The organism is Fundicoccus sp. Sow4_H7, from assembly GCF_052115865.1.
Classification (GTDB): domain Bacteria; phylum Bacillota; class Bacilli; order Lactobacillales; family Aerococcaceae; genus Fundicoccus_A.
In genome coordinates, this window is record NZ_JBQKME010000001.1 from 43144 (window position 1) to 57749 (window position 14606).

General features: G+C 36.4%; 9 protein-coding genes. All 9 read left to right on the forward strand.

The window, feature by feature from the left end; all coding sequences use genetic code 11:
* Positions 1-8 precede the first annotated feature (8 nt).
* The 9 genes from ACTQ54_RS00180 to ACTQ54_RS00220 all read left to right on the forward strand — a co-directional run bounded on the left by ACTQ54_RS00180 (position 9) and on the right by ACTQ54_RS00220 (position 14531).
* Positions 9-1775, forward strand: a complete 1767-nt coding sequence (locus tag ACTQ54_RS00180; RefSeq protein WP_441753814.1) for a glycoside hydrolase family 2 protein — start codon at positions 9-11, stop codon at positions 1773-1775.
* Positions 1776-1905: 130 nt separating this feature from the next.
* Entirely contained in the window at positions 1906-4809 is a 2904-nt protein-coding gene (locus ACTQ54_RS00185; RefSeq protein WP_441753815.1) for an extracellular solute-binding protein, read from the forward strand.
* Positions 4809-5711, forward strand: coding sequence for a carbohydrate ABC transporter permease (locus ACTQ54_RS00190; protein WP_441753816.1), 903 nt, complete (start codon positions 4809-4811; stop codon positions 5709-5711). The genes ACTQ54_RS00185 and ACTQ54_RS00190 overlap by 1 nt, the downstream gene beginning before the upstream one ends.
* 14 nt (positions 5712-5725) lie before the next feature.
* The gene (locus ACTQ54_RS00195; RefSeq protein ID WP_441753817.1) at positions 5726-6595 is read left to right on the forward strand and encodes a carbohydrate ABC transporter permease; all 870 of its coding nucleotides are present in this window, start codon (positions 5726-5728) and stop codon (positions 6593-6595) included.
* 8 nt (positions 6596-6603) lie between these two features.
* Positions 6604-8667, forward strand: coding sequence for a hypothetical protein (locus ACTQ54_RS00200; protein ID WP_441753818.1), 2064 nt, complete (start codon positions 6604-6606; stop codon positions 8665-8667).
* Positions 8654-11056: a DUF5696 domain-containing protein gene (locus tag ACTQ54_RS00205; RefSeq protein WP_441753819.1), complete on the forward strand. Its 2403-nt coding sequence runs from the start codon at positions 8654-8656 to the stop codon at positions 11054-11056. Before ACTQ54_RS00200 ends, ACTQ54_RS00205 begins: the two co-directional genes overlap by 14 nt.
* Positions 11056-12030, forward strand: coding sequence for a carbohydrate ABC transporter permease (locus tag ACTQ54_RS00210; protein ID WP_441753820.1), 975 nt, complete (start codon positions 11056-11058; stop codon positions 12028-12030). The genes ACTQ54_RS00205 and ACTQ54_RS00210 overlap by 1 nt, the downstream gene beginning before the upstream one ends.
* The gene (locus tag ACTQ54_RS00215; protein ID WP_441753821.1) at positions 11984-13006 is read left to right on the forward strand and encodes a carbohydrate ABC transporter permease; all 1023 of its coding nucleotides are present in this window, start codon (positions 11984-11986) and stop codon (positions 13004-13006) included. Before ACTQ54_RS00210 ends, ACTQ54_RS00215 begins: the two co-directional genes overlap by 47 nt.
* Positions 13007-13130: 124 nt before the next feature.
* On the forward strand, positions 13131-14531 hold the full coding sequence (locus ACTQ54_RS00220; protein WP_441753822.1) for an ABC transporter substrate-binding protein: 1401 nt from the start codon (positions 13131-13133) through the stop codon (positions 14529-14531).
* The last annotated feature ends 75 nt before the right edge of the window (positions 14532-14606 follow it).

The window sequence follows — 14606 nt, forward strand, 5'->3', positions numbered from 1 at the left end:
GAGAAAACATGACTGATAATAGAAAATTATACCCTAGACCTCAATTGATGCGTGACGATTGGATTAATTTAGACGGTGAGTGGGATTTTAAATTTGATGACCACAATGAAGGTGAATTACAGCGTTGGTTTGAAAGTGATTTTGAATCACCCCAAACGATCATTGTGCCATTTACATATGAAACTAAAGCTAGTGGTATCCATGATGAAACACAACATCCGGCTGTGTGGTATCAGAAAAAAGTGGATTTAGAAGACAATCAGTACGTCTTGAATTTTGAAGGTAGTGATTATGTCACTTCGGTTTGGTTAAACGGATTTAAATTAGGCGACCATGTTGGTGGTTATACACGTTTTTCATTTGATTTACACGATTACGCAGTAGCGGGTGAAAATGTTATTACCGTAAAAGTAACAGACTCCCTATCAACCAATCAACCACGGGGTAAACAGCGTTGGCTAAAAGATAATTTTGGATGCTGGTATGTTCAAACAACAGGAATTTGGAAAACTGTTTGGCTTGAAAAAGCTCAGCAAGCACGTGTCGATCAAATTAAGCTAGAAACAGATTTGCTCAATGACCAAGTCAAAGTTTCACTCGATTTAAATCAGCATTTATTAAATAAATTAAATTCGGAGAATTTAACTTTATCATTGGAAGCTTTGTTTGATAATGAACGTGTCGATGCAATCAGCTTACCTTTAACAGGTGAAATGAAAACCTATACATTGGATACCAAAGTAGGGATTGATGATAACTGGGGCACAAGGGTTTGGCATCCATACCATCCACATTTATATGATTTATCGCTAAGGATTACAAATGAAGCTGGCGAGCTTGTTGATTCATTATTATCATACTTTGGAATGCGAACAATCGAAGCTGATGGAAATCAAATCTTAATTAACAAGCGTGGCTTATATCAACGATTGATTTTAGATCAAGGCTATTGGCCAGAAAGTGGTATCACTCCACCAAGTATTGAAGCTCTTGAACTTGATCTTCAAAGAATCAAAGAATTAGGCTATAACGGTCTACGTAAACATCAAAAAATTGAGGATGAACGCTTTTTATACTTATGTGATTTAAGTGGAATGCTTGTTTGGACTGAAATGCCTTCGCATTATACATTTACAGATAAAAGTATGGAAGCAGTCACCGATGAGTGGGTTAAAATTGTACGTCAATATCAAAATCATCCAAGTATTATTACATGGGTTCCATTTAATGAATCGTGGGGGATTAAAAACATCCGTGATGATAAGGAACAACAAGCTTTCGTGAATGGTATTTATTATTTAACAAAAGCAATTGATCCAAGTCGTTTAGTTGTAACAAATGATGGCTGGGAACATACCATTTCTGATGTGATTACCTTACATGACTATGAAGCTGTAGGTGAAGAATTATTTAACCGCTACAAAGATAAAGATGCGATTGTCAATGATCAAGTTCAATTTAATAAAGACTGGTATGCCTTTGCTAGAGGTCACCATTACCAAGGTCAACCGATTATTCTTTCTGAATTTGGTGGGATTGCCTTTGAAGATGGAAGTGGTTGGGGTTATGGTGAACAGATGTCGGATGAGAAGAGCTTTATGGAAAGGTTTGATGCAATCCATGCAGCGGTTCAGCAAATTCCTTATTTCAATGGCTACTGCTACACCCAATTAACGGATGTTGAGCAAGAAGTTAATGGTTTACTCTTTGGCAATCGTGATTTTAAATTACCTGTTGATGCAATTAGAAAAATAAATGAAAGAAAAACTAGATAATTAGTTATTTACGAGCACCTTTGTTCAAATAATCAAAGAATATAGCTTTATTTTTATGAAGGTGCTTGGATTTATTCTATGAATTCTCTAACGAGAGGAAACAGAATTAATCAAAGAATGGAGATAGAAGATGAAAATATTTAATGCAATTAAAATAGTGATGATTGTATTCATCTTAGTAGCATCAAATAGCATTAGCCCGTCTACTGTGGCCGCACAGACAAGCTCCAATTCATTACCACTTTATAATGCTTTCCTCGACGAGATGGCACAAGCAAATGTGGGAGTATACGATGGCGAAAATGTAACGATAGAGTTATCTGATTTAGAAGGTGTTTCTGAGGGAATCATCCAAGATGATTATCTCGTTATAGAAAACCTAGGAGAAGCTGAATTTGAGATAGAAGCACCCCAAGAAGGTTTATATTATTTTGTGATTGAATATTTAGACGATAAAGATAGTATTTTACCAACAACGTTGATGATGGAAGTCAATGGGAGTTCTCAGTATCAAGAAATGCAAAACTTAGCCTTTAATGGTTTGTGGAAGCGTGATGGCGAGATTATTAAAGACCGTTATGGAAATGAAATTGCCCCTGATGTTTATAAAGTAGCTGAAGATCAATTGGGTTATTTAACTGCACGTAATGGTTACTATAATCATCCATTTATGTTGCATTTAAAAGAAGGGGACAATGATATTTCTTTTAGAAGTACTGAAGGTACGATAAAATTCAAACGCATACATTTGATGAATGAGTCACAAATTCCTTCATTGAATTTAGCAGCAGATAGTGATGCGGTTCCTGAAGGAAATGTAAATCTTGTTGTACAAGGTGAGAATCCCGTTTATCAAAGTGATTCATCGATTAGACCCGCTGCAGCATTTAATGACGTATTGATTCCGTATAATGCAACATCAAGAGTGTTAAATTATTTAGATGGTGCTTCGTTTAAACAAGCAGGAGATTCAGTCACTTATGCAGTTGATGTGGCAGAAGAAGGTTATTATTATTTAAGTTTACATTACCAACAAGATGCAAAACCTGATTTTCCTGTCTATGTTAATGTGACAACGAATGGAGAGTATCCATCGCAAAGCTTTTTGGATCAGCAAATTCCTTATAGTTCATCTTATAGTGTCTATACTATGCAAAATTCACAAAGCAAAGAAGCAATTCCTCTGTATTTAGAAGCAGGAACTCAAGAAATTACCTTAACCATTACTTTGAGTCCGATTCAAGAAATTATGCAACGCTTAGAAGAAATGGTATTAGAAATTCAAGCTTTATCATTAGACATTGAAAATCTATTAGGAGCTAATATTGATTTAAGGCGAGACATCGATTTAGAAAATTATATTCCAGGCATTCCAGATAGAATTTTAAATTGGGCGGCTGAATTAGAAGGAATGATTGAAACAATTAAATCGTTGGCAGGGATTGAAGAGGTACCAGGAGCGTTCCAACAACTGGATATTGCCCGTAAGCAATTAGAAAATTTGGGTAACGAACCTCGAAAAATTCCTAACCGTTGGAATGAGTTAGCTAAAGGTGGCTCTTCCGTTACAGCTCAATTAGCAACTTTAATCCAAACTTCAAGAAATAATGGTATCTCGATTGACCAATTAATTTTACATCAAGCACAGGCACCAAAAATTGAAACACTTAATTTCTTGCAACGGGCAAGTAATTCAGTTTCACGGTTTTTACAAACATTTGGTGAACAAGATTATGAGGTGAAAATAAACTCAGATTACTTACAAGTTTGGGTGAATCGACCAAGACAATACATTGAGATTATGCAGCAAATGATTGACCAAAGTTTCACACCGCAAACAGGTATTACCGTAGATTTATCGATTATGCCGGATCAAAATAAACTAATCTTAGCTAATAGTGCAGGAAATGAACCAGATGTAGCCCTAGGAGTCGGCTATGCTGTACCTTTTGATTTGGCTATTAGGGGAGCATTGGAAGAGCTATCAAGTTTTGAAGACTATGATGAAGTCGTTAGTGATTATGCACCGAACTTGTTAATTCCAGCTTCAATTGGTGAAGAAAGTTATGCATTACCTGAGACTATGAACTTCTATGTTCTCTTTTATCGAACTGATGTTTTAGAGTCATTGGGCTTGCCAATTCCTGAAACAATGGAAGATGTAGTTAATATGTTACCTGCCTTAAACCAAAGAGGAATGAACATGTTTTATCCAACCGCAACACTCGGAACAGCGTTTAAAATATTCCCTTGGACAATGCCATTAGTCTATCAAAGTGGTGGAAATTTCTTTACAGAAGATATTTTAAGGACTGGTTTAAGTACAGAAGAAACACTGACAGGTGTTCGAAATTTGACGGATTTATTCACGATTTACAGTATGCCAGTTGATGTACCTAGTTTTTACCAACAGTTTCGTGATGGTACCATTCCAATTGGTATTTCAGACTATGGTAACTACAACTTGTTACTGAATGCGGCACCTGAAATTGCTAACTTATGGGATATTGCTTTAACTCCTGGAGTTGAAAATGAAGAGGGTGTTGTTGAACGCTGGACGTCTGGGGGAGCAGAAAGCTCAATCATGTTCTCAGGTAGCCAGATGAAAGACGAGGCTTGGGAGTTTCTAAAATGGTGGCATTCAGCTGATGTTCAATTACAGTTTGGTAATTCATTACAGACGACCTTTGGCCAAGAATATATGTGGAATACCGCTAACCTAGCTGCATTTGAAGAACTACCTTGGTCTACTAAACATAAACAAGTTATTTTAGAACAATCTGAATGGATTGCAGAAGTGCCACGTGTTTTAGGTGGCTATATGATTGAACGTGAAGTTAGTCGTTTATATACATCAGTGGTTGTTGATGGAGATAATTTAAGACGTTCTGCTGACTTATCCATTAAGCGGATTAATCGTGAAATATTAAGAAAATTAGAAGAATTCGGCTACATTACAGAAGGACAATGGTCACAACCATATCCTTTACCAGAAATTGATCCAGCAGCTGCATTTAAGGAGGGGAATGATTAATGGAACGGTCTGTATCGCTTGAAAAACGAAGAGAACGATCAGCGTATGCCTTTGTTTTACCTTACGCAATCTTATTCTCAGTTTTCATCATTGTTCCCATTATTTTAGCTATCACTTTATCATTTACAAATTTTAACTCCATTGAGTTTCCTACTTTTGTTGGTTTTTTGAACTATATTAACTTACTAACACAAGATGATATTTTTATGCAATATGTTCTACCCAATACCATTATTTTCTCACTGATCGTTGGTCCGGGTGGCTATATCCTTGGTTTTCTATTAGCCTGGATACTTGCACAATTGACCCGGGTACCAAGAACCATTTTGGCCTTGATTTTCTACTCGCCATCCATGACAGCTGGAGTTGCTATGACAGTCGTTTGGCGTATTATCTTTAGTGGGAATGAGGCAGGTTATTTAAACGGGATATTGATGCAATTGGGTATGATTAATGAACCGATTATTTGGACCACTGATTCACGGTTTATCTTACCAATTATGATTGTTGTCGCACTTTGGGGAAGCATGGGGGTTGGCTTTCTGGCGATGATGGCTGGTGTTTTGAATGGCGACCGTGAGCTCTATGAAGCTGCTGCTATTGATGGGGTAAGTAATCGTTTTCAGGAATTGATTTATATCACCATTCCATCTATGAAACCTCAAATGTTATTTGGTGCCGTTATGTCAATTGTAGGTGCTTTTTCAAACGGACTCATAGGGGTTCAGTTAACTGGATCTAATCCGGTTACCGGATCTTATGCCGGTCAGTTAATTGTTAACCACATCGATGACTATGGTTTCCAAAGATATGAAATGGGATATGCTGCAGCCGTATCGGTTATTCTTTTAATCATGATTTATTTGTTTAGTATGGTCGCAAAACGTCTATTTTCAGAATAAGAAAGGAGTCTAATATGGCATACAGAAAAGTTGGAATAAATCCGAAAAAATTTGATCGTAGTCAAATCAAATTTTATATCATACTAGCTCCTTTTGTTGCTTTTATGATTTTGCCACTGATATTTATCTTTAATCATGCCTTTAAACCGATTGGCGAGTTATTTGCTTTCCCGCCAACCTTTATTGTAAAAAATCCTAGTTTAGAAAACTTTAGAAATTTGTTGAAAGTATCACAAATATCGAACATTCCAATTAGTCGATATTTATTCAATAGTTTAGTTGTAACTGTGATTGTTGTGTTGGTTTCAATCTTGATTTCATCGATGGCGGCTTTTGCCTTATCCAAACGCCAATTCCGTGGTAAACATTTAGGTCTTGAAATAAATAACGCTGCATTAATGTTTGTGCCTACTGCAGTGACAATTCCGCGCTACATTATTATTAACTTACTTGGAATTGAAAACTCTTACTTAGCGCATATTTTACCTATTTTAGCTATGCCGATTGGTTTATTCTTGATTAAACAGTTTATTGATCAAGTGCCAGATGAATTAATTGAAGCGGCTTTAATTGATGGGGCAACGGACTGGGTGGTTTACCGGAAAGTTATTTTACCACTGATAAGACCAGCTATTGCAACAGCTGCATTACTCGTCTTTCAAGCCGTTTGGAACAACTTAGAAACATCGCAGTTATTTATTACGAGTGATTCATTGAGGACATTAGCCTTTTACTTAAATACCTTTGCTGCTCAAACCAATGTGGTTGTTGGGCAAGGTATAGCAGCTGCTTCTTCCTTAATTATGTTTATTCCAAACTTAGTCTTATTCATTATTCTTCAAAGTAATGTAATGAATACGATGAGTCATTCTGGAATCAAGTAGGTGAGTGAATGAAGAATATTAGAAATCAATTTCTCTTAAGTATCAGTCTAGTAGTTATGTTGTTTTTTCCTTTGTTGGATCTCGTGATGCCAGTTTTAGTTGGTGCTGAGACTGCTTATCGAACATATACACAAAATGGTTACGATCAGTATGTTGAGACGCAAACGGGCTATGAACCGGTTGAATCATTTACTATTACTGAATCGCTAAGCTTTCGAAATCCATCTGATTTAAAAATTGGTCCAAATGAGACGCTATATATTGCGGATACAAATAATCGACGGATTGTCATCATGGATTTTGAAGGGGAGTTTGTCTCTGAAATTACCCATGATCAATTCGCCACACCAACTGGCTTGTTTGTGACAGGTGAAGGAAAGTTATTCGTTGCAGATGACACTGCACAAAAGATTTTTGTTTTTGATGCTAATGGTAATGAAGAACATGTTTTCGAAAAACCTGAAGCGCCTTCGTACGGGATGAATACACCTTTTTATCCCTTGAAGCTTGCCGTTGATGACCGCGAAAATGTGTATGCGATTTCCCGGGGGAATAACAATGGGATTATCATGCTAAATGCTCAAACAGAAGGTGAGTTTTTAGGCTACTTTGCTCCAAACTCAACCATTGAATCATTGTTGACCCGTTTTAGGAAATTAATTTTTACCGATGAACAATTGGATCGTATGTTAGATTCTGCACCAAATACTGCGACAAACTTAACGATTGATGATCGAGGTTTAATCTATACTGTAACTGCTAATGAAAGCATCAATGATGTATTGAAAAAATTAAATATGGGTGGATTGAATTTACTCGATTCGAATTATATTCCTTACCCAAGCAGTGTTGCAGTTGGAAATTACGAAAATATTTATGTTTTAGCAGAGAATGGTTATATTTATGAATTTACTTCAGAAGGTGAATTCCTCTTTCTCTTTGCAGGACCCGATGTAGGTTATCAAAGAGCTGGTTTAATCAGTCGGGGGGTTGGGATTGATGTCGATGATGAAGGGAATATTTATACTTTAGACCAACTCAACAACAAAATTGATGTGTTTAAACCGACAGAATTTACTAATACCCTACACCATGCCTTAGATTTATATCAAAATGGTCGCTATTCAGAGAGTAAGGAATATTGGGATGAAATAATTAAAATGAATGCCCAATTCGATTTTGCCTACTTAGGTTTAGGAGAGGCTTATTTCCGTGATGAAGATTTTGAAAATGCCATGACATCTTTTAGAAATGCAAAAAATACCTTTGGCTATTCCGATTCATATTGGGAAGTGCGTAATGTCTGGTTACGTGAAAATATCATTTTGATGATCTTTGTTCTGATACTAATTTACGTTTTGTATCGTTTATATCGTTGGTTGTATGATAAGTACTTAAAAGATACGCCAGTTGGAAAAGGCTATCGTCGTTTTAAAGACTTAAAGCTGGTCAGAGAATTGAGTTTTGTTGGTTACTTTTCAAAACATCCGATCGACGGGGCATATGGTATTCAATATGAACGAAAGACAAGTAATTTATCAACCTTAATTATTTACTTGTTTGCGATTCTAACTTTTGTCGTTAATAAATACTACACAGGTTTTATTTTCACAACGGTTCAAGATGGTCAATATACCTTAGTTCAAGATATTTTGATCTTTGTTGTTGTTAGTTTCTTTGTTATCGTTTTTACCTATTTGATTACAACCATTACGGAAGGTGAGGCAACTTTTAGGCAGACTGTTCATGCTTTTGTCTATAGTTTAGGTCCATACATCACCATCCAGTGGGTTTTATTGATTTTAAGTAATCTAATCACACTAAATGAACAATTTATTTTACAGTTCGGTACGGTAATTATGATTACCTGGGTAGTCGTTTTAATTGTAGCTTCTTTAATTGAATTAAATGGCTACAATATGCGCGAAATCATACGAACCTTCTTCTTAACCGTCTTTGCTATTTTTATAGCAGCGATTGTTATCTTTGTCCTTTATGTATTATTTAATCAATTGTGGAATTTCATTGAATCATTATATTCAGAGGTGGTGAGACGTTTTGGATTTTCGTAATTTCATAAAAAACAATTTACGTTTGGTGATATTTATTGTCTTTGTCGTTGGTTTAACACTGTATCTTTTTATCGATACACGTTTTAGTTCAACGCCACCGCCAATTTTACCAGCTGAAACCACTGAGTTGCCAGTCACTGAAGAAGAATTAGCTGAAACTGAGGAAGTTCCTGAAGGTACGGACGATTTAGCGGTGCTTGATGGGGAAGAAGTGCCAACGCCTCCAGTCGAAACGGAGCCGGTAGAGGATTTTACAAGTGAAAATGAGCAGAAAGAAAATCGACCAAGTGTCGTCGAAGACGATGCGGATGACATTGACGGTCATCAAAAAGTCGCTGAAAATGATCTCTTAGCGCTTTATTTAAAAGAAGAAAATTTATCTATTATTGTCCGGGATAAAAAGAGTGGAGCCGTTATGTATTCAACGGTAGAAAAACCTGTTCAAAGTAATGAAAAATGGCAAAATTTTGTGCAATCAGCCGTTGTCATTGAGTATTTGATTAATACGAATATTGTCTATTCGCAGGCCGATATGTACACAGGTGAACCGACGAAAGATATTCGGATAACAGACACAGGTTTTGAAGCAGATGTTGATTATCCTGATTTTGAATTTGGTTATACATTAATTGTTTCGCTTGATGAAAATAAATTAAGTGTTGAAATACCCAATGAGAGTATTTATGAAAACTCTGACACCTACAAAATGGGGAATGTCTTTATTTACCCCTATCTAGGTTACTCTAAGTTAGATGAAGAAAACGGCTTTATGTTGATACCGGATGGTTCTGGGGCCTTAATTCATTTGGAAGATAATCAAGGCCAGTTTAAACAACCTTATTCTGAAATGATTTATGGGCAAAATGTGGGGATTGATGAGTCCTATGTCCTTTCGCGTTTGTTTAATATGGTAACGACCAATACCCCGCATCAAATACTAGCGCCATATTTTGGTTTACTACATGAAGATAAAGCTTTTGGTTTCTTGGCAACCGTTGAAAAAGGAGATTATCATTCTTGGATTGAGGCTTATCCAAATGGTGCCATCCTACCCTATAACTGGATTACAAGTAAGTTTGTTTTACGCCAATTTTACAATCAGTCGACCAGTCGTACGAGTGGTACTATCACGATTAGGCAACGGAAACAAAATGATATTGATATGAAGTTAAATTATTATTTTGTGTCAGAAGACGATGCTAATTTAATGGGGCTTGTTAAACAGTTTCGAAATTATTTAACTGATTCGAAAACTTTTGTGGATTCAGAAACTCAGAAACCAGATAATTTTAGGATTCGCTTAGATTTAATCGGGACAGAGTTAGAAACAGGTCTGATTAATAATTCAGCTGTATCAATGACAACCTTTGAACAAGCAGATGAAATAATCGATGCCTTTTCTTCCGCAGGTTTAGATCAAATGACCGTCGTTTACCAAGGCTGGGAAACCAATGGTTACTCAGGGGCACTTGGGAACAGTAGTTATTCTGTTGATAGTGGACTTGGAGGAAATGAAGGGTTAGAGAGCTTATTAAATAAATATCAAGACCATATCCCAATTTATTTAGCCGATGATGGCTTACGCTTTAATCCACATCTTTCGCTCGAAGTTGGATCAAATGTGATGAAGAAATTTAACCGACGTGTCTATAATGAGGCTGTTTTTGGGAAGGTTTTTGAAAGTTTTAACTTCCTCGAACCAGAAGAAGCCGTTAATCGCTTATCCAGTCGAATGGACTCGTACGATCAAGTCAATAACATTGCCTTAACAGGTATTTCGAATCATTTGTTTTCATACTTAAAAGATAGTGTTGAGTATGACCGCGTGCATACATCAACGGTTTTTGAAGACATGATAGCCAAGATTAGTGAAAATAAGGGGCTTATTCTAGATGAACCGTTTATGCCTTATTGGCAATATGCGGATGCCATGTACAATATTCCTTTAAATTCATCCTCTTATATATTTGAAGATGAACAAGTACCATTTATCTCTTTAGCGTTAAATGGTCAGCTACCATTGTATGCAACTTATTCAAACTTTGAACCCAATTCGCGTGACTTTTTCCTAAGACTAGTTGAAACCGCTGTTAATCCGTCATATTTGTTAACTTATGAAAACTCTAGTGAGTTGCATCAAACCAATATGTCATGGGTTTATTCATCACAATATGAACTGTATTATGATGAAATTGTTGAAACATATAAGGAATTAGAAGCAGTCAAAGAAGCTATTGGTGAAGGCTTTATCTTAGATTACCAATCGACAGAGGGTGTTTCAATCGTTACTTATGATAACGGCAGCAAAGTATATGTGAACTTCAATGACTTTGATACAGAAATTGACGGTGTTCAGTTAGCCGGTCAATCTTATGAGGTGGTGAATTAATGAAGAAACGTATCAAGACAAATAAAATTAATCGTCGTAAAGCCATAACAGGTATACTGTTCCTTTTACCATGGCTGATTGGATTCTTCATTTTTGTATTATGGCCATTAGGTCAGTCATTTTATTTCAGTTTAAATACGATTCGTCTGCGACCAACAGGACGGGTATATCGTTTTGATGGCTTAGATAATTACCGTGATATTTTCTTAAAAGATATGTTCTTTGTACAAGAACTCCTAGGCTACTTTATTAGTGTTTCGCTAAGAGTTCCTGTCATTGTCGTGTTTTCCTTATTGATTGCGATGTTGTTAAATTCGAAAATCAAATTAAAAGGATTCTTTCGATCTATCTTTTTCCTACCTGTAATAATCGTTTCAGGTCCAGTAATGAATCAGTTAATGTCACAAGGTGCCGCACAAATTCCGATGTTAGATATGTCTACGATTAACCAAATATTGCTAAGTTTCTTGCCGATGTGGTTAGCAACACCTATTGCGACCTTATTTGCAGAGATGATTCTTATTTTGTGGAATTCTGGGGTACAAATCTTAATTTTCCTGGCAGCGTTACAAAAAATCGATAAAAGCCTTTATGAGGCAGCAAAAATTGATGGGGGATCTGCTTGGGAATGTTTTTGGAAAATCACCTTGCCTGTCTTAAAGCCGATGATTCTCTTAAATGCTTTGTATACACTGATTACCTTATCTAATAGTGATCAAAATAGTGTTATTAATTTAATCTACAATAATATGTTTGCTGCAACTCGAGGTTACGGCTTTGCATCAGCTATGGCGTGGATGTATGCGATTATTGTTTTAGGCTTAGTAGGCGTCATCTTCTTCTTATTTAGAGATACTAGTAAGAAAAATAATCAAATTCAAATCGTCAAACGTAGAAAAACACCAACTTACGAAGGAGGAATACATTATGCAACAAAGCCAGTTGACCAACAAACAACAACTTCAACAAAATGATCCTTCCTATTCAAGTAAGTGGGAACAATACAAGACCAAGTACTGGGTGCCGGTCCGCAAGCGATTATTCGGTACGAATGATCGCAGCGGCTGGTTAATCCAGGCAGGGATATATCTATTATTACTAACGATTGGCTTTGTCTACTTATATCCACTTTTATTTATGGTGACAACCAGCTTTAAGTCCTTAACCGACTTATTAGATACATCAATTCGTTGGATACCTTCAGAATTATTTTTTGATAATTACCGTCAAGCAATTTCTGCTTTGAATTTTAAGGAGTCTCTCTTAGGAAGTATTGTGATATCACTATTTCCTACTTTGTTCCAAGTGGTTGTAACAGCCTTGACTGGTTATGCCTTTGCTCGTTTTGATTTTCCTTTTAAACGAACCTTGTTTTTCTTAATGATATTTAGTTTTATTGTGCCGCCTCAAGTATTGATGATGCCAACTTATGTTTTATATAGTGACTTAGGTCTATTAGGATCATTAAATGCCTTTATTATTCCAGCTGCTTTAGGGCAAGGGATAAAAAGTACGATTTTCGTTTTAATTTACTATCAATTCTTTAAGCAAACGCCTAAATCACTTTATGAAGCGGCTGAAGTAGATGGCGCGAGTGAATGGACCAATTTCTTTAGAATCGGGGTCCCAATGGCAACTCCAGCGATTATTATCGTTTTTCTATTTTCATTTGTTTGGTATTGGAATGAAACTTACTTAGTGAATCTTTACCTAACAGGTGGAGCATCAACAGACAGTCGTAACTGGATTACCTTACAAATGTCACTAGCATCATTTAGATCGACTTATGAACGGATGTATCCAGCAAGTGATACTGGAACGATGAATATTAATGAAGGGATTACCATGGCCGGAACCATGCTAACCTTAATACCTTTATTAATTACTTACTTTTTCTTACAAAAGTATTTCACTGAAAGTGTTGATAATTCAGGGATTACTGGTGAGTAATAAATGAATATATATCTCAAAGAGGGTGATCAAACAATTAACTTTTTGAAAAAGTTGGCCGTTGCATAGTTTTTGCTTTAATGTCAGAAATGATAACAAATCATATTTTTAAAGGAGAATATTAATGAAAAAACTATTAAAAACAATGACAAGTGTTTTACTTGCCTCTTCATTATTAGGTGGACTTGCACCTTTAAGTCAAGTTCAAGCTCAAGAAGGCTTACCTGAAATGACAACTGACGAAATCACTTTAACGTTTGCTGGTTGGGAATATATTGGCGTTAAAGAGTTACAAGCACAACGTTTTATGGAAAAATATCCAAATATTACTGTAGAAATCGTTGAAATTCAACAAGATGGCTATATGGATCAACTAGTAAATATGGCTGCAGCCGGTGACCTACCTGATGCCTTCTGGTATATGGGGAATGTGGACGTTGCTATCTATAATGGCTGGTTTGGCGATATGACAGAATACTGGGAAAATGACCCAGATAACGAACTTGTTTTAGAAACATTAAAAGACAAAGGGTATTTAGATGGGGAAAGAAAATTAGCAGCAGCTGTTTCTTATCAACCACAAACAGTTTTCTTGGATGAAGCCGTATTTGAACGCTTAAATGAACCAATGCCAAGTCCTGACTGGACCTATGACGAAATGATTGAGTTAATGCAAAAAATGACTGTTCCTGAGCAAGGTATTTACGGATACAATGACTTCTCACAAATTATGACTTATGCACCAATTGTTAATACGGATGCAGACGGAGAATTTGGCTGGAATGGCGAAACTTTTGACTTAACCGGTGAATGGGCAGATTCTATGCAACAACAAGCAGAATATGTAAGAACAGGTGTGCATGCCCCATTCTTTGACACGGATGAAGCTGAAGCAGCTTTTGGTGACCGTCTGTTATGGGCAGCTCGTTCAGGACGTATCGCCATGCAATTAGATGCTTGGTGGACAAAAGACCTATTCAATTCTCAAGAGTATATTGATAGTGGTATCCGCTTCAAACCATATCCAGTACCTCGTGGAGCTAATGCAGAATCATTACATAAACCTGCCTTTGTAGACTTTGGTGGTATTTCTTCAGCAACTGAATACCCAAGAGAAGCTTATGAATTATTGAAATTCATGGGTTGGGGTGCAGAAGGTTGGGCAGTACGTTTAGATGCTCGTGAAGTTTTAATGGATGATAATGGGAATATGATCTTCCCTTATCCAAATGGTTTACCACTGGTGAACGATGAAGCTCTTTGGGATCGTGTAGCGGCTGAATTGCCTCAAGAACAATACTATACAGATATGTTAGAACGTGTTAGAGAGCCAATTCCATTGTCTGGTGCAGTTATCCCTGGATTTGCAACTTGGATTGATGAAATTTACTTTAATGGTGAGTATGGAAACATTGAGCATGCAGCTTACAATGGGGAAGTCAACCCTGCTGACGTAGCGCAAGAATTAACCGACTTACTAAACGAACACCATCAAGAAGCCTTGGATGAATTATTCTTTAACTAGTCTCAAACAGGTCCATTAATAAGTTGCTGGGAAGACGCATGTTAGACATTGTGTGTCTTCCCTCTTTTTAAAAGG

What these genes read in the sequence shown, in the direction of transcription:
- ACTQ54_RS00200 (WP_441753818.1), top strand. Translation starts at nt 6,604, where the DNA reads ATGAAGAATATTAGAAATCAATTTCTCTTAAGTATCAGTCTAGTAGTT.
- ACTQ54_RS00190 (WP_441753816.1), top strand. Translation starts at nt 4,809, where the DNA reads ATGGAACGGTCTGTATCGCTTGAAAAACGAAGAGAACGATCAGCGTAT.
- ACTQ54_RS00210 (WP_441753820.1), top strand. Translation starts at nt 11,056, where the DNA reads ATGAAGAAACGTATCAAGACAAATAAAATTAATCGTCGTAAAGCCATA.
- ACTQ54_RS00215 (WP_441753821.1), top strand. Translation starts at nt 11,984, where the DNA reads ATGCAACAAAGCCAGTTGACCAACAAACAACAACTTCAACAAAATGAT.
- ACTQ54_RS00185 (WP_441753815.1), top strand. Translation starts at nt 1,906, where the DNA reads ATGAAAATATTTAATGCAATTAAAATAGTGATGATTGTATTCATCTTA.
- ACTQ54_RS00180 (WP_441753814.1), top strand. Translation starts at nt 9, where the DNA reads ATGACTGATAATAGAAAATTATACCCTAGACCTCAATTGATGCGTGAC.
- ACTQ54_RS00220 (WP_441753822.1), top strand. Translation starts at nt 13,131, where the DNA reads ATGAAAAAACTATTAAAAACAATGACAAGTGTTTTACTTGCCTCTTCA.
- ACTQ54_RS00195 (WP_441753817.1), top strand. Translation starts at nt 5,726, where the DNA reads ATGGCATACAGAAAAGTTGGAATAAATCCGAAAAAATTTGATCGTAGT.